This window comes from Brachybacterium sp. J144, from assembly GCF_036321705.1.
In the GTDB taxonomy this organism is placed as follows: domain Bacteria; phylum Actinomycetota; class Actinomycetes; order Actinomycetales; family Dermabacteraceae; genus Brachybacterium.
In genome coordinates this window covers 1-26,611 of record NZ_JAZDCG010000023.1, presented here as the reverse complement: position 1 = coordinate 26,611, position 26,611 = coordinate 1, and the positions used below count along the sequence as shown (strand labels likewise).

Here is a 26,611-nt window from a genome sequence, read left to right as displayed (position 1 = left end):
TCTCGCCCACCACCCACCCAACCCGCCCGCAACAAAACACCCCCCCCCCCCCCCCCCCCCGCCCCGGCCCGCCCCGTCGGCCACGGAGGAGACCGATCTGCGCGAAGCGGGTGTGCCGACGTGGGAATCGCACTAGCGTGACGCGGGACCGTTCTCCCCAGCGCACATCGAGGTGCACCGTGTCGACACCCACCCGTCGGACCGCGCTGACCGCCGCTACCGCCCTGACCGGGGCGGCGACCGTCGCCGCGCTCTCCCCCGCCGCCCTCGCAGCCCCCTCCGGAAGGACCTCCCCCGTCGTGAGCGACTCCGCCGCCGTGACCCCGCGGGAGGCGGCCTCCCGGGCCGTCGCCGCGACCTCGTCCCTGCTCGCGCACTTCCGGGCCGAGACCGACCCGGACATGCTGATCGAGCAGTACCCCCGCCAGGAGCACGATCCGGAGTTCACCTACGTGTGGCCGCTGTCGCAGGCCCGCGCCGCGCTGACCGAGCTGATCGCCGCCCTCGACGGCCCCGGTCCCGGCGCGGACACCGGGGATCTCGACACCGCCGCGGCCGACGCCGCCCTGATCCGTGCCCAGGAGCACTACTGGTACCCGGCCGGCGGCACCACCGGCCTGCCCGGCTACACCGCCGCCACCAACTCCACCGACGGCGCCAACGGCGATTTCTTCTACGACGACAACGACTGGATCGCGCTGCTCGAGATCGAGCAGCATCTGGTCACCGGCGGCGCCCGCGGCGATCTGGACCGGGTCGCTCAGCTCCTCGAGCTGTTCCGCTCCGGGGAGTCCACAGATCCCACGCTCGCCTCGCCCGGAGGGATCGACTGGACCCAGGGCGACTGGAACCACGACCGCAACACGGTGTCCACCTTCCCCTCGGCGAAGGTCGCCCTGCGCTGGTACCAGCTCACGGGCGAGGAGAAGGCGCTCGAGGACGCGCTGCGCTGGATGGCCTGGGGCCGGGACACGCTGCTCGCGCCGAACGGCCTGTACTGGGACAACATCAAGCCCGACGGCGCCATCGATCGCACCCAGTGGACCTACAACCAGGGCGTGCCGCTGGGCTGCGAGGTGCTCGCCTATGAGATCACCGGCGAGGAGGAGCACCGGGAGCGCGCGCTCTCCCTGGTCGAGGCGATCACCGCGTTCTACGAGCCGTTCACCCGCGGGGCGGGGCTCGACACCCAGCCGATCCAGTTCAACGCCATCCTCGCCTCGAACCTGCTGCTCGCCGAGTCCGTGCTCGGTGCGCAGGTGCAGGGGCGCACGATCGTCGAGGCCTATGCCGCGCGCCTCTGGGAGGACCGCCGCGATCCCGAGACGGATCTCGTCACCGGCTCGCGGGAGACGGACTCCGGGACGCATCTGCTGGATCAGGCAGGATTCGCCCGCACCCTCGCCCTCGCCGCGCTCGGCCGGCCGCTCTGGCGGCACCTGAGCTGAGGGTCCTCGCCTCGTCCGTCCGGCGCCGGGGCCCGAGGGGGCTCCGCGCGCCGAGCTCGAGTCTCACCCGCGTCGCCGGTCACCGAGTGCTGCATTTGAGCCGCCTCCGCCAGGTCATAGCGGTCCAGACGCAGCACTCGGTGCATGGCGCGAAGGTGCTCGTGACTCCTGACTCCCCTAGGGGCCGGTCCGGGCGTCAGCCGTCCTGTCCGGGTCGCCACCCGCGGCGCATCAGCTCCCGCCGCACCCGGTCGACCGCCCGTCGGCACCCGTGGAGGAGGTCCTCCGCGGAGGTGCGCAGCTCGACTCAGCCGGCAGCCATCCGTCGGTCGCCTCGCGCGATGTCACGGCTCTGCTGCGCACGATCGAGGTGCGTCGGCCCGTCGTGCTCCAGCACCACCTTCCACTCCGGCCAGTGCAGATCAGGCTCACCGAGATCGAGGACCCGACCGTCCTGGGACTCCCCAGTAGCCTGTGCGTTCGCCAGCGGCTCCGGCAGGCCTGCGGCGACCATGGCCAGCCGCAGCGCGGTCTCCGGCGCGGAGTCGCTGCTCATCCTGACCAGCGCGACGGCCTGACCCCTCAGTGAAGGATCGCTACACCACTTCCAGGGACTTGACCCATCTCGAGGACGCCACCTGCGTGCTGGACGCGTTCCACATCGTCAAGCTTGGCGGCGCTGCAGTCGATGACGTTCGCCGCCGGATCCAGCAGGAGACCCTCGGTCATCGCGGCCGCAAGGGTGATCCTCTCTACGGGATCCGCCACATCCCGCGCTGGGCGTGAACGTCTCACCACACGCCAGCAGGCACGGCTGGAGACTGCGTTCGCAGCTGATTCCACGCACATCGCAGTCGAAGTCGCCTACCGCTGCTCCCAAGACCTCCGAGACGTGTTCCACCAGCCCACGCCCGCGCAGGGACGTCGACTCGCCCAGCGGCTCATCGACACGCTGCCCAGCTGTCCGATCCCCGAGATCGCGAGGCTGGGCAAGACCCTGCGACGCTGGGAGACGGCGTTCCTGGCCTACTTCGACACCGAAGGCGCGAGCAACGGCGGCACCGAGGCCGTCAACGGGATCATCGAGCTCGGCCGCCGTATTGCCCGTGGGTTCCGGAACTTCGAGCACTACCGCCTCCGAATGCTCCTCATCACCGGCGGCCTCGACGCCTCACCCCACACTCAACTCTGAAGAGCCCGTGATGGCTCTCGTGCCGCGCCTCCACACCTCGATCACGCCGATGCTGACAGCGGAATCCAACCCCTCGACAGATACCCCCTTGGGGTATATGGTCGAGTGTATGAACGCTGGCAACCCCCCACACCGTCACGACAACGGAGAACCCGGCATGCAGCACTCTCATCCTTCCCCCACGCCTCATGGCGCGCACACCGGTATTGCTGAGCACGACGCACCCGAGGCGCATCACGACCACGGAACTCACGGAGATCACGAGGACCACTCGGGACACGAGGGTCACTCAGGGCACGGGGGCCACGCCGGTCACGGGGACCACGTCGCACAGTTCCGGCGGCTGTTTTGGATCAATCTGATCATCGCCGTTCCGGTTGTCGCATTCTCGCCGATGTTCGCGATGCTGCTCGGGTACAGCGTTCCCGAGTTCCCCGGCGCTCTATGGATCGCCCCGGTTCTCGGCACCGTCATGTACATCTGGGGCGGCCGCCCGTTCCTCACCGGCGCCGTTTCCGAGATCCGTTCCCGTCAGCCCGGGATGATGCTCCTGATCGGGCTCGCGATCACGGTCGCGTTCATCGCCTCTTGGGGTGCGACTCTCGGGATCCTCGACCACCAGCTCGATTTCTGGTGGGAGCTCGCCCTGCTGATCGTGATCATGCTGCTGGGCCACTGGGTCGAGATGCGCTCCCTCGCCCAGACCACCTCCGCGCTCGACTCTCTGGCCGCACTGCTGCCGGACATGGCAGAACGCATCGAAGACGACGAGCTCGTGAGCATCTCGCCCAACGAGCTGCAGCGCGGCGACCTCATCCTCGTCCGCCCCGGCGCGAGCGTCCCGGCCGACGGCACGATCCGGGAAGGCCGCGCCGACGTGGACGAGTCCATGGTCACCGGCGAGTCCCGCCCAGTGACGCGCTCCACCGGAGACTCTGTCGTGGCTGGCACCGTCGCCACCGATTCCAGTCTCCGCATCGAAGTCACCGCCACGGGCGACGACACCGCCCTCGCCGGTATCCAGCGCCTGGTGACCGAAGCGCAGAACTCCTCGTCCCGGGCACAGCGCATCGCGGATACCGCCGCGGCGTGGCTTTTCTGGTTCGCTCTCGGTGCCGCTGCGATCACCGCGATCACCTGGTCTCTGCTCGGCATGCCCGATGACGCCGTGGTGCGCACGGTGACGGTCCTGGTCATCGCCTGCCCCCATGCGCTGGGGCTCGCGATCCCGCTGGTCGTCTCGATCGCGACGGAGCGGGCTGCCCGCGGCGGTGTCCTGGTGAAGGACCGTCTGGCCCTGGAGGCCATGCGCACCGTTGACGCCGTCCTGTTCGACAAGACCGGCACCCTGACCAAGGGTGAGCCCGTCCTCGCCGAGATCATCACCCGCGGTGCGGACGAGACCGAGGTGCTGGCCCTGGCAGCTGCCGCCGAGGCGGAGAGCGAGCACCCGCTCGCCCGCGCCATCGTAGCCAAGGCACAGGCCGAGGGAGCGCAGATTCCTGCGGGCTCTGACGTCAGCTCCACCCCGGCACTGGGCGTGAGTGCCCAGGTCGATGGGCACGAGATCCGCGTGGGCGGTCCTCGACTGCTCGAGGAGACCGGAGTGAGCGAAGTCGAAGAAGCCGAGGCCTGGCGCCAGGAGGGCGCGATCATCCTCCACGTCCTCCGCGACGACGAGGTGATCGGCGGTTTCAAGCTCACCGATGAGGTGCGCCCCGAATCTCGCGACGCCATCGATGCCTTGCACAGCTTGGGCGTCGAGGTCGTCATGATCACCGGCGACGCCGAGGCGGTCGCGAACAGCGTCGGCCGCGAGCTCGGCATCGACCGCGTCTTCGCCGGGGTGCGACCCGAGGACAAGTCCTCGAAGGTCGCCCAGCTCCAGAAAGAGGGCAAGAAGGTCGCGATGGTCGGAGACGGCGTCAACGACGCCCCTGCCCTCGCCCAGGCCGATGTCGGCATCGCCATCGGTGCCGGCACCGACGTCGCGATCGCCTCCGCCGGGGTCGTGCTCGCCAGCTCCGATCCACGCTCGGTACTCTCGGTCATCGAGCTCTCCCGCGCCGCCTACCGAAAGATGAAGCAGAACCTCTGGTGGGCTGCCGGCTACAACCTGATCTCCGTGCCACTCGCGGCCGGAATCCTCGCCCCCATCGGATTCGTCCTTCCGATGTCCGTCGGAGCGATCCTCATGTCCCTGTCCACCATCGTCGTCGCCCTGAACGCCCAGCTCCTGCGACGCCTCGACCTCCGACCGGAAGCGACCGTCGCCGCCGTCCGGGCTCGCCACTGACCCTCCCTCACCGAATGGGATCACTCATGAACACTGCACCTGAACCCACCGAGGAACAGGCCTGCCACAGCGGACCCCACGGCTACATCCAGGACAAACCCCGCTACCTCAACCGCCTCAAGCGCATCGAAGGCCAAGCCCGCGGGATCTCCCGGATGATCGATGAAGATGTCTACTGCATCGACATCCTCACCCAGATCTCCGCTCTGAACAGCGCGCTCGAGAACGTTGCACTGGGACTGCTCGACGACCACCTCCGTCACTGCGTCCTCGATGCCGCTCGCGAAGGCGGAGATGAGGCCGAGAAAAAGCTGAAGGAGGCTTCAGACGCAGTACGGCGCCTCGTCAAGTCTTGAACCATTCCGCCACCACCGACAACCCATCGATCACCGGCACAGCCTTAGATTCGGCCAGGTTGCCCTCGGGCACCACTCACCGCCTTGAGGAACCCGACAACTTCATGAGAATTCGAGCAGGCAACCTCCTTGTCGCGCCGCAGTTCACGGCGTCGCACCCCTGACAGGTCGCGCGAGAACCTACAACGCACACCCAGATTCGAGGGGTAACGGTCGCGGATTCGGGAGGGCCCGCAGATGTTCGGGCCGAGTTGGGTGGACGCGTAGGAGGTCCTCTCTTGCCCCGCTCCCCCGTCGAGATTCGGCGCGCTCTGGCGTGTCGGGCTGTCGTGGGAAGGTGAGCGGGTGAGCGATCGAAGGCCGCCCGAGCTGACGGTGACCAACCGGCTCCCCTCGGTGGGGACGCCGGGGGCGCGCCCGATGGGCAACATCCCGGTCCTCGTGCGGCTCTTGCTCGATGACGGCACCGAGATGTGGCGGCCGGCGCGGGCGAACCGATGGACGGCCACTCAGGTTCTCGTCGTCTGGCAGAACGACTCGAGCAACCCGTGGTCCACGCAGATGTGAACCGGCCCAGGTTTGATGCCGCTGCTGTTTGAGTCCGGAAGGATGGACAGCATGCCGAAGAAGATCGATCCCCAGCTGCGCGCGAGGTGCGTGCGACTCGTGCGTGAGCACCAGCAGGAGTACCCGACCTTGACGGCGGCGACGGCCGCGGTGGCCCGCCAGGAAGGCGTCTCGCGGGAGTCCGTGCGGCGATGGCTGGCCCAGGCCGACGTCGACGACGGAACCCGCCCCGGCGTCACCAGCGAGGAGTCTGCCGAGGTCAAGCGACTGAAGGCGGAGAACAAGCAGCTCCGGGAGGACAACGAGATCCTCCGGCGGGCCTCGATTTTCTTCGCGTCAGTACCAGACTGAGGGTGTCCCGGCGGGGCTGGCCGACACCCTCATCGTCATCGAAGCCACCGACCCGGTTCAGGGCGGGGAACGACTCCAGCAACTGGTGCTGCCCACCGATCCGAAAGCCCCCATCACGTTGCAGGCCGCGTCGACACCACTGGTCAAGAATCCCCTGCTCGGAGCGCTGTAACTCGGCCACCACCGCGAGCACCTGACCGCGACTAGCTGTACTGAGCGGACACGTTGGTCGAATTGCTGCCCGCGGTGAAGGAGCGGCGATAAGCCTGGGGCGTTCGTCCGACGCAGCGGGTGAAGTGCGTTCGTAGGTTGCTGGCCGTGCCGAGGCCCACCAGCTCGGCGATGCGCTCGACGGGCAGGTCTGTGGACTCGAGCAGTTCTTTGGCTCGCTGGATACGTGCAGCTGTCAGCCACTGTCCGGGGCTTGTGCCGTACTCTCGGCGGAAGCGCCGTTCAAAGGTGCGGGTGCTCATGTGCCCCCGGTGGGCGATGTCTTCCAGCGTGTGGTGCTGGTCGAGTGTCTCCAGCAACCAGTGGACCAAGTCGTTCATCGAGGGGTCCGCAGAGCGGGGCACTGGTGTTTGGACATACTGTGCCTGCCCGCCCTCTCTGAAGGGCGCCACCACACAACTGCGGGCGACGTCGTTGGCGATCCGGACTCCGTAGTCCTGTCGGATCATGTGTAGGCACAGGTCTATGCCCGCAGCCACTCCACCCGAGGTCAGAACTCCGCCGTCCTCGATGTAGAGCGACTCCGTTTGCAGATGGGTGGAAGGGAACAGCTTGGCGAGCTGGTCAGCCAGTCGCCAGTGGGTCGTGGCCGTGCGATGGTCAAGCAGGCCCAGCTCCCCCAGAAGGAACGCTCCCGAACAGACCGCAGCGACACGGACGCCAGATCGCACGGCTTGCCCCTGTAGCAGGAAGGGGGCCAGCGCGGATGCCATGTCGCGACGGACCAGCGGGTCGAGCAGTGCGTCGCTCGAGGCGACCACGACAGTGTCAGCCTCATCGATCTGGTCCACACCTGGCAGGTCGACCGACACGCCGTCCTTGGTCAGGAGCCGTCCAGTACCCGTAGCTGACGCGATCGTGACGTCGTACGCCGGATCATCGTCTGCGGTACGGGCCGCGCCGAACACTCGCGATGGGATCCCCGCGTCGAACAACGAGGTTCCAGGGCAGGCAATCGTGACCACATGATGCATGACGTGATCCTTGCACAATGTGTCGTTCACGCCACTCGTCTGTGGTGGCGTCCACCGACAGGCTGGTGGTCATGCACCCGTCACTGCCGCGCACCATGCTTGCCGCGATCATCCCTGCGCCCGGCGGGCGGCCTGAGTTGCGTCAATGTCCGGTTCCAGAACCCGGACCGGGCGAGGTTCTGGTCCGAGTCATGGCGTCCTCGGTCAACCCCACTGACGTCATGACTTGGCGCAGGGGCGTGTTCGTCACAGGGCAGACAGTCCCGTTCGTGGGCGGCTACGACATGTCGGGCATCGTGGTGAAGCTTGGACGCGGAGTCACGGCGCTCGACGTCGGTGATGCGGTGACCGGCATGCCTCGCTTCCCCGCACCAGCCGCAGCGTTCGCCCAGTACGCCGCTGTCCCTGCCCGCCACCTTGCACGGATCCCAACAGGCACAGAAGACCTGTCTGCAGGCGCCTGGGGGCGCTGGGCCGGACTCCCGCTCGCCGGCCTGACCGCCTATCAAGCACTGGTGGACACGGCGCACCTGCAGCCGGGGCAAACCGTCCTCGTCCATGCCGCCTCCGGCGGGGTCGGGTCCCTGGCCTGTCAGCTCGCCGTGAACCTCGGTGCGCAGGTGACGGCAGTGACCAGTGATCGCGGTAGGACGTTGGTCGAGGCACTCGGGACGCGACATGTCGTTGATCGCGCGACCGCGGACTGGCAGAGGTTCGCTGGTTGTTTCGACGTCGTCCTCGACACAGTCGGCGGTGACACGACACCACGGTCCTTGGCCATGGCCTCGCCCGATGGCGTCGTGGTCGCACTCCACCCCGATGCCCACGACGACTTGGCCCAACGAGATCCACGACTGCGCCGGATGCTCGTCGAGCCTGACCATCACGCCCTGGAACTGCTCATCGAGCAGGCCGCGCGAGGGCGGCTCACCGTCCAGGTCGGCGCTGGCTACCCGCTGAGTGACCTCGGCGACGCGCTACTGCACGTCGAGACCAACAAGACCCCAGGCAAGACCATCATCCACATCCAAGGAGACAACGCATGAGCACCCGCACCACCCAGCAGACCGTCGAAGACTTCTTCTCGGCCTTCGGCGCCGGCGACCTCGACACGGTCAAGAACCTGTTCGCACCCACCATCAACTTCACCGTGCACGGGAGCCCCGCCGTCCCGTGGGCCGGCACTCGCCACACCCGCGACGAACTCGACACGTTCTTCCCCGCATTCGCCGCCCTCGGACCCGCCACCGAATACACGATCCACCAGATCGTCGTCGACGGCGACCATGCCGTCGCACTCGGCCACAACGAGTTCCCCGTCCTGGCCACCGGCAAGAGCTTCTCCAACGACTTCGCCCTCCACTTCACAGTTCAGGACGGTCAGATCACCGGGTACCAGATGTACGAGGACACTTACGCGGTCGATCAGGCCTTCACCCCCACCAACTGACCCCCAAGACCCCCAGAGCCCGGCAGCTACCAGCTGCCGGGCTCTCACCATGTCGGAGAACGATGACTCATCCCAACGCAGCACTCACACCCCGCCATCGCCTGCTCGTCGGTCGTCTCGTCGTAGACGACGGCTGGCCGATCAGCGAAGTCGCCGCCCGCTTCCAGGTCTCCTGGCCCACGGTGAAGCGTTGGGCCGACCGCTACCGGACCGGCCAGTCCATGCAAGACCGCTCCTCACGTCCGCACCGGTCTCCGAACAAGACCAGCCACACCACGACCAGGCGCTGCATCCAGCTCCGTTTGCGCCTACGCGAAGGCCCGGTCCAACTCGCGTGCCGGCTCGGGATCGCACCGTCGACGGTCCACCGGATCTTGACCGACGCGCACCTGAACCGGCTCTCCCACGTCGACCGCGCCACCGGCGAACCCGTCCGACGCTACGAGCACGACCACCCCGGCGCGATGCTGCACGTCGACGTCAAGAAGCTCGGTAACATCCCCGACGGCGGAGGCTGGCGCTACGTCGGCCGACGACAAGGAGAGAAGAACCGCGCCGCCACCCCGGACAAGCCCAAGAACAAGCACTACGACCCGTTGATGGGCAAGGCCTACGTCCACACCGTCATCGACGACCATTCCCGCGTCGCCTACGCCGAGATCCACGACGACGAAACCGCGATCACCGCCACCGCAGTCCTGGTGAGGGCCGTCGAGTGGTTCAACGCCCGCGGCGTCACCGTCGAGCGGGTCCTCTCAGACAATGGCGGCGCCTACCGGTCCCACCTATGGCGCGACACCTGCGCAGAGCTCGGGATCAAGCACAAGCGGACCCGCCCGTATCGTCCTCAGACCAACGGAAAGATCGAGAGATTCCACCGCACCCTGGCCGACGGCTGGGCCTACGCCCGCTGCTACACCTCCGAGCCCGAACGCCGTGGTGAGCTGGAGGGCTGGCTGCACTACTACAACCAGCACCGGCCCCACACGGCCTGCGGGAACCAGCCGCCCTTCTCACGATTGACCAACGTCTCCGGTCAGTACAACTAGCCAACTCGCCTTCCGCACCGGCGCCGCCCATCCCCGATACCCGCTGCCACCGCATGCATTACGCGCCGCCTCGCGGCACCTGCTGCTGCCCGAACATTCTTCGACCGGGCGCCCGCTGACCGTCGCGCACATCCCCCAGGCGATCTGGACCGGCTCGCTGCCCCAACTCGATGCGTCCGATCCGATGGCCCACGCAGAGATCTCCCTTCTACTGGCCCGGATCGGCACCAGTCGCCCTTGGTCGCACCTCACCGCCGACCTAGGCCTCCCCCGCGCCTTCCACTCCCCCCTCGCCCGACGCATCCGCGCCAGACGCGCCCACGGAACCTGGCCCACCCTGCTGAGCCAACTCGAACAGCTCCTGGACGAACTTCAGGCGCACCCGCCGTGGGCCCACTACCGCCACCGCCGCATCCTCGCCGACGACCTCCGCCTGCTCTCGCAAGCCCTGACCTCGGCCCATCCCCGGCACGAGACGCCCATACTCGCCGTACAGCGGCGGTTCTGGGAGCTCTTCACCGGCGGCGAAGCCTACTTCGCCCCGCGTCCCCTCGCCGTCCCCGCCGATCATCACGCCAAATGGAGGCAACGACGCGAGGAGCTCGACGCCGAGCAGATGGAGCTGTTCGAGGCCGCCTTCCGGATCCTCGACCACTCCAGCCCCCTGCGACTCGGCAGACCCCTGAGCTGGCAGCCGCCTTGAAGCGGAGACTTCACTTACCAGCTCACCCCTCCAAACGGGGTGCCCATCGCCATCGACGCGCTTCCCTACGTCCTCTCCAACAGCGCGCTGACCCTCCTCGACCAGCAATCCCACGAAGGCAACCGAGCCGCCGCCGCGAAAACCGCCTTGTCCCGCCGCAGCGGCCAGCCAGGTGCTCTCGACGCGAAGACCGCTGACTACTGGTCTGGCCCTCTCGCCACTCTCTACAGCGATCTCAAGAGCAACACCCTGATCCCCGACCGCCCAACCCTGCCCGCGCTACCCTTCCGGAACCGCTACCGCGCATGCTTCCCCGCGGAGCACCTCTCCGAACTCGATAGTCCGAGTCCGTCCAAGGAGGTTCAGTCACGGGCACGTGCACCTGTCCCTGATACCCCCAGCCAGGAAGCTCAGCACTCTCCACGCCACCCGAGAGGCTGAGGACAAGCTGGGTCCACGTTCCAAACTCCGTACCCCTGAGGGGTAAAGCGGAGTCCTGCCCTCTGGGGGTATCTGGGGGATGGCGTCAAGCCTCAGTTAAGTCCTCGAGCAGAGCCGTCCATCGCTGTTCTGTTGAGCCGCGCAGGGCCGTAGGTTGATCTCGCCGCCCACGACATGAGCCGTCCCCTCGATGCTCGTTCCGCTGTCGCTGTGGCGCTGACGAAGTCATCAACTCCCGCCCGACTCGAGTGGGAAATTTACGGAGTAGAACCATGGCCCAGAACAACACCCACCGCGCCTTCGGCCGCGCTGTCACCCCCGTCGGGACCGCTGGCCGCGCTCTGCGGGGCACCGGCGGTGCCGCTGTGCTCGGCACAGTCGTCATCGGCTCCGCCCTGCTCGCGGGCCCCGCGCAGGCCGCCCCCGCCGTCTCGCCCGCCGCACCGGCCGTTGCTGCGCAGGCGGCCGCTCCGGCGGCGCCGGCTCCTGCACATGCGACGTCTGCGCTGGCGGCCGAGAAGCTGCGGTGGGGTTCGCAGGGCTCGTCGGTGGAGCAGCTCCAGACGGCACTGAACGAGCACGGTGCCTCGCTGTCGGTCGATGGCAAGTTCGGCCGGCTCACCCATGGGGCCGTGAAGGACTTCCAGCGCTCGCATGGCCTGAAGGTCGACGGCGTCGTGGGGCCGGAAACCCGCGGCGCGCTGAACGGCGGCGCATCGACCTCGGGCGGTGGAACCTCTACTCCCGCCCCCTCGAACTCCGCGACGAACTCGCAGCAGGCGATCGTCGACGCCGCGCGCAGCCAGGTCGGGGTCTCGTACTCGTGGGGGACCTCCAAGCCGGGTGTCAGCTTCGACTGCTCGGGGCTGACCTCGTACGCGTACGCGCAGGCCGGCATCGACCTGCCTCGCACCTCGTCGCAGCAGGTCGCGGCCGGCACCACGATCTCGAAGTCCGAGGCTAAGCCGGGCGACCTCGTGGTGTGGCCGGGCCACCTCGGGATCTACGCGGGCGGCAACACGGTGATCGACGCCGGCAACAGCAAGGGCTCCGTCAGCGAGCGCACCATCTGGGGTTCGCCGACCTTCGTCACCTTCCGCTGACAGAACGCTACGACGCCAGCGTAGAGGGAGCCTCGACCACCGGTCGGGGCTCCCTCTACGTGCAGAGGCAGCGGTGTCAGCCGATCGAGGCGAGCAGCTCGGCGCAGGCCTGCTCGCAGCGTCGGCAGGCGTCCGCGCAGATCTTGCAGTGCTCGTGCATTTCAGCGTGCTTCTCGCATTCCTCGGCGCAGGAACGGCACGCTGCCTGACACGCCTCGAGCAGAGCACGGTTCAGGGCAACGTTGGTGCCCGTCTGACGGGACAGGACCCGACCGGTGACCTCGCAGACGTCGGCGCAGTCCTGGTTCAGGCGAATGCATTGGGTCAGCTCCGCCACCTTGTCCTCGGCCAAGCAGGCGTCCGCGCAGGCGGTGCAGGTCTGGGCGCACTCGAAGCAAGCCTCGATGCATTCAGCGAGCTTCTGCTGGTCGATGGTGCCGAGGTCCTTCGAGTAGGTCTGAAGCATTGATGCGACGTGATGGGTCATGATCCTGCTCCTTCTCGTTCCGGACGGACCGGCGGATGCCGGCCCGTCCTGACGACCCTAGCCATCGCCCCCGAAGGACGGAAGCGGATAGACCACTCGTTTGGAGGCAATGCGGAATGACTGGCCAACGTTGTGCTCAAGAAGTCAAGATCTGACCTTGAGGAGACCTTGATCTAGGGGTCATAGGCTGGCGCAAAGTGTCCTCTGACTAGGAGAAATCATGCGTTCTCGTCGCTCTCTCGGCCGTCTCGCGGCCGTCGTCGTCACCGGTGCGATTGTGTTTGCCGGCTGCACCGACAGCGGGTCCGACGATGGTCAGACGTCGGGTGGGTCAGAAGCGTCGGAGGCGTCCGAAGGAGGCAGCCACGGCGGCATGGAGCACCCGATGGATGGCGGCCCTGCGCCCGAAGGTATGGCGTCTGCGGAGGATCCCGAGTTCCCGGTCGGCACGGAGGTGACGCTCACGGCGGACCACATGGAGGGCATGGAGGGGGCGACGGCGACGATCTCGGGCGCCTTCGACACCACGACCTACTCGGTCAGCTTCACGCCGACCGATGGCGGTGAGCCGGTCACTGACCACAAGTGGGTCGTTCACGAGGAGCTCGAGAACCCGGGCGAGGCACCGCTGGCAGAGGGCACCGAAGTTGTCATCACCGCCGATCACATGACCGGGATGGAGGGTGCTGAGGCCACCATCGACAGTGCCACCGAGGAGACCGTGTACATGGTCGATTACGAAGCCGACGGGATGATGATGACGAACCACAAGTGGGTCGTCGAGAGCGAGATCGAGCCTGCGTGATGACCTCCCCGGCGAGCCCTCGAGGTGCGCTCGCCTCCTCCGGGGGTAGGCCCCGTCGTCGCACCGGCCGGTTGCCGCGCCGATCGCTCGTGCTCGGTGCCGGCCTGTTCCCGCTCGTGGTCGCCGGCTGCGGGACCGGCGGGTCCGAGCCCGCATCCATCACGGGTGATCAGGAGCTGCTTCAGGAACATGGCTTCGCCGACGCGGACGCGCACGAGATCATCGACCGGCTCGAAGCGCTCCCGGTGGCTGAGCGACCGCAGGACCTGATTGCCAGCGTCACCGCGACGTCTCTCCAGCTCCAAGACGATGCAGAGCGAAAGGCCGAGCTGCCCCTTCCCGAGGACCAGTTCTACTTGTCGGTGGCCCCGTTCGTGGAGACCACCCACGAGTGCGCTTTCCACAGTCTGACCACGTGCCGCGGAGAACTGCGCAGCCGCGAGCTCACCGTGAGCGTGGTCGACAGCGGCTCGGGCGAGGTCCTTGAGGAGGGCCCTCGCACCACGCATGACAACGGGTTCCTCGGTCTGTGGCTACCGCGTGGAATCACCGCGGAGCTCACGTGCACCCTCGAGGACTACACGGGGACCGCGTCCTTCTCGACTCAGGCGGAGGATGATCTGACCTGTCTGACCAGTCTCCAGCTGACGTGAGCAGGCGAAGCACCCGGTCCGCCTTCTGGCATTCGGTGGTCGGCCCAGCTGGGCGGAGCGCGGCACGGCCCAGTCGGAGCAGGCGGACGGTGCTCCGGCTGACCGGGGGCCTGCTCGTCCTTGCCCCCGTCCTTGCGGCGTGCAGCAATTCCTCGGATATGGCGAGCGAGGCGAACGCCGGGTACGTCTCCGGCGATGGTGTCGTCGTCGAGATCCCCCCGGAGGGACGCGCCGATCCTCTGGAGATTCGGGGAACCACCTACGACGGCGACGACTTCGACTCCACGGCGCTGCGCGGTGCACCCTTGCTGATCAACGTCTGGTATGCGTCGTGTCCGCCGTGCCGGGTCGAAGCACCGGCGCTGAAGGCCGTGCACTCCGAGTACAGCGCCCTGGGAGTGGAATTCGTGGGCGTGAACACGCGCGACAAGGCCGGGCCGGCCGCCGCGTTCGAGGAGACCTTCGGCATCACCTACCCCTCGATCCCCGACGCCGACGGCGCGGTGATCGCGTCCATGGACGGCAGCGTTTCGCCCAACGCCGTCCCCACGACGTTGATCCTCGATGCTGAAGGACGAGTAGCCGCCCGGTTCGCGGGCGCAGCCGATCAGAGCACCCTAGAGAGCCTCTTGGATGCCGTGCTGGCGGAGGCCGCCTGATGGGTGAATTGTTCGCCACCACCGTGCTGAGTGGACCCCTGGCCGCAGCCCTGCTGCTGTCGATGGTGGCCGGTCTGGTCGCGTTCCTCTCGCCGTGCGTGCTTCCGGTGGTCCCCGGCTACCTCGGATACATCACCGGGTTCACCGGAGGAAGCGCCGGGCCGCGCCGTACCGACGATCCCGGGGAACGGCCATGGCGCCTGGTCGTCGGCGCTGTGCTGTTCGTCGCGGGCTTCACGGCGGTGTTCCTGGTCATCGGCGGTTTCGTCGGTGCACTCGGGTCATTGGTGATCCAGTACACGAGCGTGATCAATCGGATCTCCGGGGTGCTGGTGATCCTCATGGGCCTGGTGTTCGTGGGAATCTTCCCCCGCCTCTCCGGCGAGAAAAGGATCCGGAAGCGCCCCGATGCCGGACTCGCCGGCGCCCCGCTGCTCGGGATCACGTTCGGCTTCTCCTGGACCCCGTGCATCGGGCCGACGTTCGCCGCAGTCGCCGCACTCAGCCTCGGGGAGGCATCCGCGAGCCGCGGCGCTCTCCTGGCTCTCGGCTATGCGATCGGGCTCGGGATCCCGTTCATCCTCTTCGCTCTCGTGTTCCGGCGCGCCCTCGGAATCTCCAAAGTGCTGTCCCGGCATCGCCGCACGCTCCAGATCGTTGGCGGCTCCATGCTCATCGCCATCGGACTCCTGCTGGTCTCCGGAGTGTGGGAGCAGTGGATGGCATTGCTCCAGGTGCGGATCGGCACCTTCACTACGATCGTCTGAGAGCTGAGCCAGCCGTACGCGGCCGGCTCAGCGGTCAGCGATTGCTCGGGGCAACCGGATGGTGAAGGTGGCTCCCCGTCCTGGGCCCTCACTGGCGGCGGCCACGGTCCCGCCGTGCGCATCGACCAGGGCTCGACTGATCGTCAGGCCGATGCCTGAGCCGGAGTTGTCACGGGTGCGTGAGCTGTCGGCGCGGAAGAAGCGTTCGAACAGGCGAGAGCGGTCCTCAGCGGTGAAGCCTTCGCCGTCATCCGCTACCGCGATCTCCACCGTGCTGCCGTGGGTGGCTGCCGAGACTGTGACGGTGCCTCCGGGGGAAGTGTGCCGCAGAGCGTTGCTCAGCAGGTTTCCGAGGACTTGGGCGAGGCGGTCCGGGTCCGCGTGGATCGTCACGGAGTGGGGCAGGGCCATTTCTCGTCGTAATGCCACGCCCGCTGTCTCGAACCGTTCCTCCCATTCCTGGAGTGCTGATGCCAGCAGGTCATCGACGGTGAGGGGGTGCAGCTGTACCGGGAGCTGGCCCTCCTCGGCCCGGGACACTTCACTGATGTCGTCGGCCAGCCGCGAAAGTCGCACGGTCTGGCCGGCGAGGATGGGCATGGCTGCCTCCGGTTCGATGACACCATCGGCCATCGCCTCGTGATGTGCCGAGAGGGTGGCGATGGGGGTGCGCAGCTCATGGGCGAGGTCGGAGAGCAGTTGGCGTCGGGTCTCTTCGACGGCATCCAGGCGTGCAGCCATGTCGTTGAGCGTGGTAGCCAGAGAGTCGAGTTCGGTCCCAGCTCCGACGGAGGGAACGCGCGTGGAGTAGTGGCCACGGGACAGTTCATCGACAGCCGAGGTGAGGCCGTGAAGCGTCTGGCGGAGTCGTCGTGCCAGGTTCCAGGTGACAAGTCCGGCGGCCAGGAGGGAGACCACCAATCCGACTCCGAGGGCGAGTGCGAGCGCGTCGCGGTAGGCGCGTTCGATGTGGACGAGCTCGTCGCTGCCCACCGGGAGGTCGGTCTGGAGCAGGTGGTAGTGGAAGACGGCAGGTCCGATGATCACTGTCAGGACCGTGATGGTGAGTGCGCCGGCGAGCAGCACGATGAGCTGGCCGATCATCAGGCGCGAGGCCAAGCTGGTGCCAGGCCGGACCGTTCGAACGGATGAACTGGGGGCGGTCACGAGCTCATCCCTTCCCCATCCGGTATCCGATACCGCGCACGGTGGTCACGAACCGTGCAGATTCAGCCGACTCGTCCAGTTTTCGTCGGAGGTTGGCGATGTGCACATCGACGAGATGGTCGTCTCCGATCCAGCTGTCGCCCCAGACGGCTTCCATCAGCTGTCTGCGACTGAAGGCCTGGCCCGGACGGTGCGCCAGGGTCATCAGGAGTCCCCTCTCGGTGGGGGTCAACGGGATCACCCGGCCAGCGAGTCGTACTTCCTGCGCAGCCGTGTCGATCTCCAGCTCGCCGAACGTACGCACCATGCCTGAAGCATTCCCTGACTCGACGCGAGGCCGCCGCAGCACGGCCTGGACCCGAGCGACGAGCTCACGCACGCTGAACGGCTTGGTGAGGTAGTCATCCGCCCCCACCGACAGCCCCACCAGGCGGTCCACCTCCTCGGATCGCGCCGTCGTGATCAGCACGTAGCAGTCCGAGAAGGCGCGGATCCTGCGCACCACCTCCAGACCGTCGAGACCCGGCAACCCGAGATCGAGGATGACCACGTCCGGCGCCATGGTGCGGGCCATCTCCACCGCCTCCGGACCGCTCCGCGCGCTCGCAGTCGCGTAGCCGGCCTTCGCCAGGTACGCCTGGACCACGTCCGACAACGCCGCTTCGTCCTCGACGACGAGAACCATAGCCGCTGCTCGATCCGCTTCACTCCTCATGGGCTCCAGTCTGGTCTCCGTTCCTGGACACCGCGCGTCTACGGAGGTGCAGGCGGACTTTCTGGACCAGATCTTGAGGAACTCTCGACGGGAACTTCGCCCGCCCCGGGGAACCTGGTGGGGCCGTGTCGCCTCAGTACTCGACCAAGGGAGCCCCTCGATGATGCCGACCGATGCGATGTCGTGGCTGATGTGGGCGATGGTCGCCGGTCTCCTCGTTCTCCTCTGGGCCTCGGCACTGCTGCTGGCACGCACCGTGTTGCCCGGGCGCCCCCGACGCGCTCGGGACGAGAACGAGGCAATCGGGGAACTCTCGCTGCGCCTGGCTCGAGGAGAGATCACGGCCGACGAGTTCGAGCAACGGCGACAACTGGTCTTGGACGCGTTTCAGCCATGACACCACCCCTCGCTCCAGAAGGACTGCACCTGTGAAGAGTATTTCCCGCCGTACCGTGTTCACCGGAGGTCTCGGCGCGGCCGCGCTGACGCTCGCGGCATGTGGTAACCGCACCACCTCGACCGACGCCGGAGCATTCCCGCCGCCTCCAGCCCTGACGCCGAAGGCCGGTCAGAACGTCGTCACCCAGACCCTCACCGCGGCGCCGACGACCGTGGACCTCGGAGGGAAGACGGTCTCGACCTGGGCATACGGCGAGACCCTCCCCGGGCCGCCGATTCGCGCCACAGCCGGCGACCTCCTGCGCATCACGCTCGAGAACCGCCTGCCCGAGGCCTCCACGATCCACTGGCACGGCATCCGACTGCACAACGCAGCCGACGGGGTGCCCGGAATGACCCAGGACCCGGTCGAGCCAGACACCTCCTACACCTACGAATTCGTCGCCCCCGATCCCGGCACCTACTTCCTCCACTCCCACGTCGGCCTGCAGCTCGACCGCGGGCTCTACGCCCCACTGATCATCGACGACCCCGACGAACCCGGGGACTACGACGCAGAATGGATCGTGACCCTCGATGACTGGATCGATGGGACCGGGCAGACTCCCGATGAGGTCCTGGCTGCGCTGACCGGTGCCAGCCCCTCGGATTCCGGCGGCATGGACCACGGCGACATGCCAATGGGCGACGACCCCGCCGACGGGGGATCCGGAGGCATGGACCACGGCGACATGCCCATGGGCGAGGAGCCCTGGGGCGATGCCGGTGACGTGACCTACCCCCACTTCCTCATCAACGGCCGGATCCCCGAAGCACCGCAGATCTTCGACGCGAAGCCCGGCCAGCGCGTGCGCCTCCGTCTGATCAACGCCTCCGCCGACACCATCTTCACCCTCGCTCTCGGAGACCACGACCTCTCCGTCACCCACTCTGACGGATTCGCCGTCGAGCCGGTCACCGCCAAGGCGCTCTATCTCGGCATGGGCGAGCGGTACGACGTGGTGGTCACCGTGAAGGACGGCATGTTCCCTCTGGTGGCGCGTCCTGTCGGGAAGACCAGCGGCGGCCAGGGGCTCGCCGTGTTGAAGACTGGTGCCGGGGAAGTGCCCGCTGCGGACGTCCGGGTCCGAGAACTCGACGGGGAGGCCCTCATCGGATCTACTCTGGAGCCGGCCGAAGCCTCGCGACTCGAGGACCGCGCCGTCGACACCGAACTCGAGCTCGCATTCCAAGGATCGATGCAGCCCTACCAGTGGGCCATCAACGGAGCGCCCTACGGGCAGAACACTCCTCTCAGCATTCGCAAGGGACAGCGCGTGCGGATCATCGCGACCAACCAGACGATGATGAGCCATCCCCTGCACATCCACGGCCACACCTTCGCCCTGCCGTCCGGTCTTCGGAAGGACACCGTGATGATGGCCCCTATGGAATCGTTCGCCCTCGACTTCGACGCGGACAACCCGGGCCGCTGGGCGGCACACTGCCACAACGCGTACCACCAGGAAGCCGGCATGATGACAGAGATCGATTACGAGTCCTGATGCCGTACGTTCGGGTCCCCGACGTCGAAGGAGGCAGACGCCGGGAGCATACGGCTTGGCAGGAGCGAGACTTGACTGCTACTCCAGTGTGGCCGTCAGCGTCCTTCGGAGACGGTAAAGGCTGGGAGCAGGGTTCCGACGATGAGGCCGGCCGCCTCGGCATGCTCGATTCGACCAGCCGTCACCTCTTCAGCGGCCGCATTCATGGCCAGGTGGGTGACGGCGAGAAGCCAGCTCACCGGCAGATCCGCGCGAAACACACCCTCTCGCTGTCCACACCCGAAGAGGCCCTGCCTTCGCGGCCTGACGACAGATCTGGTCGTCAGCTCGGCTCCTCCGGGGACGACCGGTGGCGCATCGGGATCGGCGAGCACAGTCAGCGATCTGGGCATCTCCCTGGGCGTGGCGGTCATCAGCAGCATCGGCATCGCCACTTATCGCGGCAAGATCAGCGAGACTCCGCCCGACGGCGTGCCACCAGAGGCCGCCGCGGCCACGAAGACCGGCATCGACGGAGCCCTCGGAAGTGCCCGAGGCGGTCAGCGCGTCCCTGATCAGCGCGGCACAACAGGCGTTCACCAGTGGACTGAACACTGCCGGCATCGTCTCCGCCGTCGTCGCCGCTCTCGCAGCGCTCATCGCCGCTACGCCGCATCCGACCTACGGGCGAAGCCACCTCAGAATCGGGGCCCACCGAGGAATCCGTGCGGGGATCCGTACAGGTGATCCGACGCCGGACGCGCAGCTTTTGCGCTTGCGTGATACTGGGAGGGGGTATAGCCTCAACCCTGGGCCGATACCCCGTGGGGGTATCCAAAAGAGAGGAGCACGACCATGACGACGACGAACGAATTTCAGGTGACCGGGATGACCTGCGGGCATTGCGAGATGTCCGTCCGCGAGGAGGTCGGCGAGCTCTTCGGCGTGACCGACATCCAGGTGAGCGCCCAGACGGGCCGGCTCGTCGTCACCTCCGAGGAGCCCCTCGATGACGCACAGGTCCTCACCGCGGTCGAGGAGGCCGGCTACTCGGCGGTCAAGGCCCGATGAATGCCGCGGGACGACTGATCGCCTACGGCGCTGCGGTCGCAGTGACCTTCGGCGGTGCCTTCGTCGCAGCCGGCGCCGTCGTCCCGGACCGGGTCGTCGAACGATGGGCCGCGCAGGCTACCGACTCCCCGCACGATGAGTCCGGCCACGAGGCCACAGGCACGCAGCCCGAGGCCACACCACAGAAGGGGCTATCGATGTCCTCGCAGGGCTATGTGCTGTCTGAGGTCTCCGCTCCGCAGTCCGCTGAGCAGGCCGGAGAGCTCGCCTACACGATCACCGGGCCCGACGGGAGCCCCGTCACGGAGTATCAGGAGGCCCATGAGAAGAAGATGCACCTGATCGTGGTCCGCACCGACGGCACCCAATACCGCCATGTGCACCCGGAGCTGGACCCGTCCACCGGGAGCTGGTCCCTGCCCTGGCAGTGGGAGGAAGCCGGTACGTACAAGATCTATGCCGACTTCGCCCCCACCGGCGATGGCGAGGACACCCTGACGCTGTCGCGGACCGTTGACGTTGCCGGCGAACTCTCGCCGGTCACCGACCATCCCCTCTCTACGAAGGACGAGGTCGACGGATTCGACGTGACGCTGGAAGGGGACCTGACTACCGGGACCTCCAGCGATCTCACGCTGAGCGTCACCCAGGACGGCGCTCCGGTAACCACCTTGGAGCCCTACCTCGGCGCGTTCGGCCATCTCGTTGCTCTGCGCGAGGGCGATATGGAGTACCTCCACGTCCACGCCGAAGGCGAGGACCCGATAGCCGGGGAGACCTCCGGCCCGGAGATCTCCTTCATGGCGGAGGCACCCACGGCCGGCCCCTATTACCTCTACCTGGACTTCCAGATCGATGGCGAGATGCACACCGCGCAGTTCGTCGTGGAAGCGGAGCAGGGCACCGAGAACGAGAGCGCCGATGCGCACCCGGATGGTCACTGAACCCATGGGGCTGGATCGACCGTCGCAACAGATCGGAAAGGACCTGCAGTGAACCCCGAAACACGGCTCATCGCGGAGACCGGCATCGAGCTGGAGATCGGCGGCATGACGTGCGCGTCCTGCGCGAACCGTATCGAGCGGAAGCTCAACAAGCTCGACGGCATCACCGCGACCGTCAACTACGCCACCGAGAAGGCCAAGGTGACGGCACCAGAGGGCTACGATCCGCAGCTGCTCGTCAGTGAAGTCGAAAAGACCGGGTACACCGCCTCGCTACCCAAGCCCGCCACCCGCAAGGACTCAGCGAGTACGCCTGGGGACGATCAAGAGGGCTACGACCCGGAGCTGACCTCTCTGCGCCACCGGCTGATCGGTGCGGTCGTGCTGACCGTCCCGGTCATCGCGATGGCAATGATCCCCGCTATTCAGTTCCCCTACTGGCAGTGGCTCTCGCTCGCGCTCGCGGCCCCGGTCATCGTGTGGGGCGCCTGGCCCTTCCACAAGGCGGCCTGGACGAACCTCAAGCACGGCGCAGCCACGATGGACACGCTCATCTCGATGGGCACCTCCGCCGCCTTGCTGTGGTCCCTGTACGCACTGTTCTTCGGAACCGCCGGCACCCCAGGCATGACTCATCCCTTCGAGCTGACGATCGCACCCTCCGACGGGGCAGCGAACATCTACCTCGAGGTCGGCGCGGGCGTCACGATGTTCATTCTGGCCGGCCGCTACTTCGAGAAGCGATCCAAGCGCCAGGCCGGCGCCGCCTTGCGCGCCCTACTCGAGCTCGGCGCGAAAGAAGTCTCCGTGCTGCGAGAAGGCCGAGAACAGAAGATCGCCATCGACGACCTCGTAGAGGGTGACGACTTCATCGTCCGCCCCGGCGAGAAGATCGCCACCGACGGTACCGTCGTCTCCGGCACCTCCGCGGTCGACGCCTCCATGCTCACCGGGGAGTCGGTCCCCGTCGAGGTGGGTGAGGGGGACGCCGTCACCGGCGCCACCGTCAACGCCGGCGGGCGGCTCGTGGTCCGTGCTACGCGCATCGGCTCCGACACCCAGCTGGCCCAGATGGCGAAGCTCGTCGAGGATGCCCAGACCGGCAAGGCCGAGGTCCAACGACTGGCCGACCGCATCTCGGGGATCTTCGTGCCGATCGCCATCCTGGTCGCCGCGCTGGCCCTCGGGGCGTGGCTTGGCGCCGGGTTCCCCGTCACCGCGGCCTTCACCGCCGCCGTCGCCGTTCTCGTGATCGCCTGCCCCTGCGCGCTGGGTCTGGCGACTCCGACCGCGCTGCTGGTGGGCACCGGCCGCGGAGCTCAGATGGGGGTGCTCATCAAGGGCCCCGAGGTGCTCGAGTCCACCCGTAAGGTCGACACCGTGGTGCTGGACAAGACCGGTACCGTCACCACCGGCAAGATGACCCTCACCGATGTCGTCACCGATGAAGGCACCGGTCGCGCCGAGCTGCTGCGCCTGGCCGGCGCCGTCGAGGACTCCTCCGAGCACCCGATCGCCCAAGCGATCGCCAAGGGCGCCACCCAGGAGGTCGGCGAACTCCCGACACTCTCGGACTTCACCAACCTCGAGGGCAAGGGTGTGCGCGGCACCGTCGAAGGCCGCTTCGTCGTCGTCGGTCGTGAGAGCCTCCTCGCCGAGACGCAGATGGCCCTGAGCCCCGCGGTCGCCGCGGCCAAGGCAGAGGCCGAAGAGCAGGGCAAGACCGTCGTCGCCATCGGCTGGGACGGAATCGCCCGGGGAATCCTGGTGGTCGCCGACACGGTCAAACCCACCAGCGCTGAGGCCGTTGCCGAGATGAAAGCGCTGGGGCTGACCCCGGTGCTGCTGACCGGTGACAACGAGGCCGTGGCTCGCCAGATCGCCACCGAGGTCGGTATCGACAAGGTCATCGCCGAAGTCCTGCCGTCGGAGAAGGTCGATGTAGTCTCCCGCCTCCAGCGCGAGGGCCGCACCGTCGCAATGGTGGGCGACGGCGTCAACGACGCCCCCGCCCTTGCCCAGGCCGACCTGGGACTGGCGATGGGCACCGGCACCGACGTCGCGATCGAGGCCAGCGACATCACCCTGGTACGTGGCGACCTCCGCAGCGCCGTCGATGCCATCCGCCTGTCCCGCAAGACGCTCTCGACCATCAAAACCAACCTGTTCTGGGCCTTCGCCTACAACACGGCCGCAATCCCGATCGCCGCACTCGGCATGCTCAACCCCATGCTCGCCGGCGCCGCGATGGCCTTCTCCAGCGTCTTCGTCGTGGGCAACAGCCTGCGCCTGCGCGGCTTCACCTCCATCGCGAAGAACTGACCCCTCCCCGCACGAAACCCCTATGGAAGGAATCCCATGAACGACACGACCGACCAGACCTCCAGCTGCTGCGGCCACACCCCCCACTCCCCCGTCGAGCCCGAAGGGCGCCCGAACCTGATGGGCGCCACGGAGGACGACATGGCCACCTGTCCGGTGATGGAAGGCAGGCCCGTCGTCAAGAGCACCGCCGAGGCCGCGGGCCTGTTCCGCGACTACGAGGGCACCCGCTACTGGCTGTGCTGCGCCGGGTGCGGACCCCTGTTCGACGCCGACCCACAGAAGTACGCCGCCGCCTGAGCACCACCGCTGATTCGGGGGGGGCGCGCTGCAAGCCAGTGCGCCCCCCTCGCCATTCGGATCGGAGTTCGACCATGTCCCGCTCGACACGCATTCTCGTCATCGGTGCAGGAGCAGCGGGGTCGGCCGCCATTCGTGAACTCGCCCAGCACGAAGAGATCAGCCCGACCGCGATCATCGAGACGGAGGTGGCGCCGTACAACCGCACGCCAATCAATAAGGCAGTCGCGACCGGCTTGCTCGACGCCTACCAAGCACATCTTCCGGCCCTGCCCGTCCCTTCAATCCGCGATAGCGTCCACGCCGTCGATCCTCTCGAGGAGACTCTCCGCCTCCGCTCCGGCGCCCGCCTGGACTATGACGCGCTCATCGTTGCCACGGGAAGCGCGCCACACTCCCTCCCTCCGAACACCACCAGCCCCGCCGCCCTGGACAGCGGACGGGTGACGCATCTGCACTCCCTCGACGATGCGCTCCGTGTGCGGGCCGTCCTCGAGCGCACGCGCTCTCCACGGGTTCTCATCTACGGGGCCGGAATGATTGGAGCCGAGACCGCCGGGATCCTCCGCGACGCTGGATGCAGGGTCACGCTCGCTGCCTCTTCACCCATCCCAGGGGTCAGCGCCTTCGGCTCCCAGGCCGCAGGACAGCTTTCCCAGGCACATCGGGTCACTGTCGACACGCACTTCGGTCACGCGCTGACGCGACTTGATCTCGTCGAGAGCGAGCTGCACGCCGCGTTCACCGACGGCCGGGTCATCGCCGCGGACCTGGCCATCTCCGCCCTTGGCACGCGCCCGCTCTCCCCCTCCCCATGGGGCGGAGCGATCGCTGTCGACTCTCGGCTGCGCAGTCGTGACCACGAGAACGTCTACGCCGCAGGAGGCGTCGCGGTCCACGAGACTGACGGCACGACCTGGCGCATCGATCATTGGAGCGACGCCGAGGCACAGGGCGCGCACGCCGCACGCAGCGTCCTTTCCTCGCTCGGACACGCGGACGCACCCGAACCCTACCGACCCTGCGCCCTCTACAGCGCACAGATCCACCAGCACCTCTACGTCGCTGCTGGACATACAGGCCGATTCGGGACGACGCGCGCCCTCTCTACCTCTCCCCTCGTCCTCACCCACGGGCGAGCGGACCGGCTCGTCGGAGTCAGCGGCTTGGACGCCGGCTCCGACGTGATGGGGCTCTTCAGAGTTGAGTGTGGGCGCGCCGGAGTCGCGGGGTAGCTGGGGATAGACGTCGAGGTCCTCGATGATGAGCGGACTTCTACCTCTGCTCGCACCAAGGACCTCGACGATGCCCAACCATAGTTGCGTATGCCCTGACGCGCTCGATCGCTGCGACCGATGCGACCTTCTCCTCGACTTCCCCGGCTTTCATCTGCTCGCGGTCACGAAGGACCGGCTCGGTGGTCTGCTGCTCGAGGTGGAGTCCTGCGACCCCGTGACAGGCTGCCGGGGCTGTGGGGTGGTCGCGACTGGTCACGGCCGGGTGATGGTCGAGCTGATCGATGCGCCTTGGGCGGGTCGGCCGGTGCGGATCCGGTGGCGTAAGCGCCGCTGGATCTGCCGCGAGGACCTCTGCCCGATGGTCTCGTTCGTCGAGCAGGACCCCGGAGTCTGCGCGCCGCGAGGTCTGCTGACGACCCGTGCGATCCGATGGGCGATCGGCCTGCTCCGCTTCGAGGGAGCGACGATCCAGGGCCTGACCCGGCAGCTCGACACGACGTGGAACACGGTCTGGTCCCAGGTCCAGCCGCTTCTGACCCTGGCCGCGGACGACCCGGTCCGGTTCAAGGGTGTGCAGGTCCTGGGCGTGGACGAACACATCTGGCACCACCGTGACTCGCGCCGGCGCGGACCGAAGGAGCTCACCGAGATGGTCGACCTGACGCGCGGAGCTCACCCCACCGCCAGGCTGTTGGACCTGGTCCCGGGCAGATCCGGGAAGGCTTACCGCGACTGGCTGGACGACCGCGGCGAGGCGTTTCGCGAGGGGATCCAGATCGCGACGCTGGACCCGTTCCAGGGATACAAGAACGCGATCGATGACCAGCTCGAGGACGCCACCTGCGTGCTGGACGCGTTCCACATCGTCAAGCTTGGCGGCGCTGCAGTCGATGACGTTCGCCGCCGGATCCAGCAGGAGACCCTCGGTCATCGCGGCCGCAAGGGTGATCCTCTCTACGGGATCCGCCACATCCCGCGCTGGGCGTGAACGTCTCACCACACGCCAGCAGGCACGGCTGGAGACTGCGTTCGCAGCTGATTCCACGCACATCGCAGTCGAAGTCGCCTACCGCTGCTCCCAAGACCTCCGAGACGTGTTCCACCAGCCCACGCCCGCGCAGGGACGTCGACTCGCCCAGCGGCTCATCGACACGCTGCCCAGCTGTCCGATCCCCGAGATCGCGAGGCTGGGCAAGACCCTGCGACGCTGGGAGACGGCGTTCCTGGCCTACTTCGACACCGAAGGCGCGAGCAACGGCGGCACCGAGGCCGTCAACGGGATCATCGAGCTCGGCCGCCGTATTGCCCGTGGGTTCCGGAACTTCGAGCACTACCGCCTCCGAATGCTCCTCATCACCGGCGGCCTCGACGCCTCACCCCACACTCAACTCTGAAGAGCC

The 26,611-nt window shown here is 67.5% G+C and carries 26 protein-coding genes and 3 pseudogenes; 23 read left to right on the top strand and 6 right to left on the bottom strand.

Annotated elements, in window-relative coordinates:
• Positions 1–179 precede the first annotated feature (179 nt).
• Complete coding sequence (locus V1260_RS09235; RefSeq protein WP_329746523.1) at positions 180–1,448, top strand: glycoside hydrolase family 76 protein; 1,269 nt, start codon at positions 180–182, stop codon at positions 1,446–1,448.
• 307 nt (positions 1,449–1,755) lie between these two features.
• Here V1260_RS09235 and V1260_RS09230 read toward each other — a convergent pair whose 3' ends face one another.
• Positions 1,756–2,004 (bottom strand): hypothetical protein, encoded by a 249-nt coding sequence (locus V1260_RS09230; RefSeq protein ID WP_329746522.1) that lies wholly within the window; start codon positions 2,002–2,004, stop codon positions 1,756–1,758.
• A 68-nt stretch (positions 2,005–2,072) separates the two neighbouring features.
• Here V1260_RS09230 and V1260_RS09225 point away from each other — a divergent pair.
• The 5 genes and pseudogenes from V1260_RS09225 to V1260_RS09205 form a co-directional block, all read left to right on the top strand.
• Positions 2,073–2,640: pseudogene (locus tag V1260_RS09225) on the top strand (ISL3 family transposase); the annotation flags it as partial.
• Between the two features lie 157 nt (positions 2,641–2,797).
• Complete coding sequence (locus V1260_RS09220; RefSeq protein WP_329746521.1) at positions 2,798–4,936, top strand: heavy metal translocating P-type ATPase; 2,139 nt, start codon at positions 2,798–2,800, stop codon at positions 4,934–4,936.
• A 26-nt stretch (positions 4,937–4,962) separates the two neighbouring features.
• Positions 4,963–5,292, top strand: a complete 330-nt coding sequence (locus V1260_RS09215; protein ID WP_263309924.1) for a metal-sensitive transcriptional regulator — start codon at positions 4,963–4,965, stop codon at positions 5,290–5,292.
• Positions 5,293–5,637: 345 nt separating this feature from the next.
• Positions 5,638–5,859 carry a hypothetical protein gene (locus tag V1260_RS09210; protein WP_329746520.1) on the top strand — a complete coding sequence of 74 codons (222 nt, stop codon included), beginning with the start codon at positions 5,638–5,640 and terminating at the stop codon, positions 5,857–5,859.
• A gap of 51 nt (positions 5,860–5,910) precedes the next feature.
• A pseudogene (locus tag V1260_RS09205) lies at positions 5,911–6,189 on the top strand (transposase); the annotation flags it as partial.
• Between the two features lie 224 nt (positions 6,190–6,413).
• Here V1260_RS09205 and V1260_RS09200 read toward each other — a convergent pair.
• Entirely contained in the window at positions 6,414–7,445 is a 1,032-nt protein-coding gene (locus V1260_RS09200) for a GlxA family transcriptional regulator (protein WP_329746519.1), read from the bottom strand.
• A 14-nt stretch (positions 7,446–7,459) separates the two neighbouring features.
• Here V1260_RS09200 and V1260_RS09195 point away from each other — a divergent pair, with 14 nt between their 5' ends.
• The 5 genes from V1260_RS09195 (at position 7,460) to V1260_RS09175 (ending at position 12,161) form a co-directional block, all read left to right on the top strand.
• The gene (locus tag V1260_RS09195) at positions 7,460–8,461 is read left to right on the top strand and encodes an NADP-dependent oxidoreductase (RefSeq protein ID WP_329746518.1); all 1,002 of its coding nucleotides are present in this window, start codon (positions 7,460–7,462) and stop codon (positions 8,459–8,461) included.
• Complete coding sequence (locus V1260_RS09190) at positions 8,458–8,865, top strand: nuclear transport factor 2 family protein (protein ID WP_224356226.1); 408 nt, start codon at positions 8,458–8,460, stop codon at positions 8,863–8,865. Before V1260_RS09195 ends, V1260_RS09190 begins: the two co-directional genes overlap by 4 nt.
• Positions 8,866–8,927: 62 nt before the next feature.
• The gene (locus V1260_RS09185; protein ID WP_329746517.1) at positions 8,928–9,914 is read left to right on the top strand and encodes an IS481 family transposase; all 987 of its coding nucleotides are present in this window, start codon (positions 8,928–8,930) and stop codon (positions 9,912–9,914) included.
• Positions 9,915–10,098: 184 nt separating this feature from the next.
• Positions 10,099–10,617: a hypothetical protein gene (locus V1260_RS09180; RefSeq protein ID WP_329746516.1), complete on the top strand. Its 519-nt coding sequence runs from the start codon at positions 10,099–10,101 to the stop codon at positions 10,615–10,617.
• 713 nt (positions 10,618–11,330) lie between these two features.
• On the top strand, positions 11,331–12,161 hold the full coding sequence (locus V1260_RS09175) for a C40 family peptidase (protein ID WP_329746515.1): 831 nt from the start codon (positions 11,331–11,333) through the stop codon (positions 12,159–12,161).
• 76 nt (positions 12,162–12,237) lie between these two features.
• On the opposite strand, the gene V1260_RS09170 is transcribed toward V1260_RS09175, so the two are convergent.
• Positions 12,238–12,648, bottom strand: coding sequence for a four-helix bundle copper-binding protein (locus tag V1260_RS09170; protein WP_329746514.1), 411 nt, complete (start codon positions 12,646–12,648; stop codon positions 12,238–12,240).
• A 220-nt stretch (positions 12,649–12,868) separates the two neighbouring features.
• Between V1260_RS09170 and V1260_RS09165 the strand changes: the two genes are divergently transcribed.
• The 4 genes from V1260_RS09165 to V1260_RS09150 are packed head-to-tail and all read left to right on the top strand — an operon-like array spanning position 12,869 to position 15,532.
• Positions 12,869–13,453: a YdhK family protein gene (locus V1260_RS09165; RefSeq protein ID WP_329746513.1), complete on the top strand. Its 585-nt coding sequence runs from the start codon at positions 12,869–12,871 to the stop codon at positions 13,451–13,453.
• A complete protein-coding gene (locus tag V1260_RS09160) occupies positions 13,453–14,106 on the top strand; it encodes a CueP family metal-binding protein (protein ID WP_329746512.1) in 654 nt (217 codons plus the stop codon). Before V1260_RS09165 ends, V1260_RS09160 begins: the two co-directional genes overlap by 1 nt.
• Before the next feature lie 35 nt (positions 14,107–14,141).
• Positions 14,142–14,765, top strand: a complete 624-nt coding sequence (locus V1260_RS09155) for a TlpA family protein disulfide reductase (protein WP_329746525.1) — start codon at positions 14,142–14,144, stop codon at positions 14,763–14,765.
• Positions 14,765–15,532: a cytochrome c biogenesis CcdA family protein gene (locus V1260_RS09150; protein WP_329746511.1), complete on the top strand. Its 768-nt coding sequence runs from the start codon at positions 14,765–14,767 to the stop codon at positions 15,530–15,532. The genes V1260_RS09155 and V1260_RS09150 overlap by 1 nt, the downstream gene beginning before the upstream one ends.
• A 27-nt stretch (positions 15,533–15,559) precedes the next feature.
• On the opposite strand, the gene V1260_RS09145 is transcribed toward V1260_RS09150, so the two are convergent.
• The gene (locus tag V1260_RS09145; RefSeq protein WP_329746510.1) at positions 15,560–16,636 is read right to left on the bottom strand and encodes a sensor histidine kinase; all 1,077 of its coding nucleotides are present in this window, start codon (positions 16,634–16,636) and stop codon (positions 15,560–15,562) included.
• 67 nt (positions 16,637–16,703) lie between these two features.
• On the bottom strand, positions 16,704–17,384 hold the full coding sequence (locus V1260_RS09140) for a response regulator transcription factor (RefSeq protein WP_329746509.1): 681 nt from the start codon (positions 17,382–17,384) through the stop codon (positions 16,704–16,706).
• 190 nt (positions 17,385–17,574) lie between these two features.
• On the opposite strand from V1260_RS09140, the gene V1260_RS09135 reads away from it, so the two are divergent.
• Positions 17,575–17,811, top strand: a complete 237-nt coding sequence (locus tag V1260_RS09135; RefSeq protein ID WP_329746508.1) for an SHOCT domain-containing protein — start codon at positions 17,575–17,577, stop codon at positions 17,809–17,811.
• A gap of 31 nt (positions 17,812–17,842) precedes the next feature.
• Positions 17,843–19,357: a multicopper oxidase family protein gene (locus V1260_RS09130; RefSeq protein WP_329746507.1), complete on the top strand. Its 1,515-nt coding sequence runs from the start codon at positions 17,843–17,845 to the stop codon at positions 19,355–19,357.
• Between the two features lie 95 nt (positions 19,358–19,452).
• Here V1260_RS09130 and V1260_RS09125 read toward each other — a convergent pair whose 3' ends face one another.
• Complete coding sequence (locus V1260_RS09125; RefSeq protein WP_329746506.1) at positions 19,453–19,785, bottom strand: hypothetical protein; 333 nt, start codon at positions 19,783–19,785, stop codon at positions 19,453–19,455.
• Between the two features lie 406 nt (positions 19,786–20,191).
• Here V1260_RS09125 and V1260_RS09120 point away from each other — a divergent pair, with 406 nt between their 5' ends.
• The 6 genes and pseudogenes from V1260_RS09120 to V1260_RS09095 all read left to right on the top strand — a co-directional run bounded on the left by V1260_RS09120 (position 20,192) and on the right by V1260_RS09095 (position 26,605).
• Positions 20,192–20,407, top strand: coding sequence for a heavy-metal-associated domain-containing protein (locus V1260_RS09120; protein ID WP_269364137.1), 216 nt, complete (start codon positions 20,192–20,194; stop codon positions 20,405–20,407).
• Positions 20,404–21,351: a hypothetical protein gene (locus V1260_RS09115; RefSeq protein ID WP_329746505.1), complete on the top strand. Its 948-nt coding sequence runs from the start codon at positions 20,404–20,406 to the stop codon at positions 21,349–21,351. The genes V1260_RS09120 and V1260_RS09115 overlap by 4 nt, the downstream gene beginning before the upstream one ends.
• 48 nt (positions 21,352–21,399) lie before the next feature.
• Positions 21,400–23,673 carry a heavy metal translocating P-type ATPase gene (locus V1260_RS09110; protein WP_442878145.1) on the top strand — a complete coding sequence of 758 codons (2,274 nt, stop codon included), beginning with the start codon at positions 21,400–21,402 and terminating at the stop codon, positions 23,671–23,673.
• A 36-nt stretch (positions 23,674–23,709) separates the two neighbouring features.
• Positions 23,710–23,973 (top strand): hypothetical protein, encoded by a 264-nt coding sequence (locus V1260_RS09105; RefSeq protein ID WP_263309921.1) that lies wholly within the window; start codon positions 23,710–23,712, stop codon positions 23,971–23,973.
• Between the two features lie 74 nt (positions 23,974–24,047).
• Positions 24,048–25,208 carry an NAD(P)/FAD-dependent oxidoreductase gene (locus tag V1260_RS09100; protein WP_329746504.1) on the top strand — a complete coding sequence of 387 codons (1,161 nt, stop codon included), beginning with the start codon at positions 24,048–24,050 and terminating at the stop codon, positions 25,206–25,208.
• A 70-nt stretch (positions 25,209–25,278) separates the two neighbouring features.
• Positions 25,279–26,605: pseudogene (locus V1260_RS09095) on the top strand (ISL3 family transposase).
• Positions 26,606–26,611: the final 6 nt, after the last annotated feature.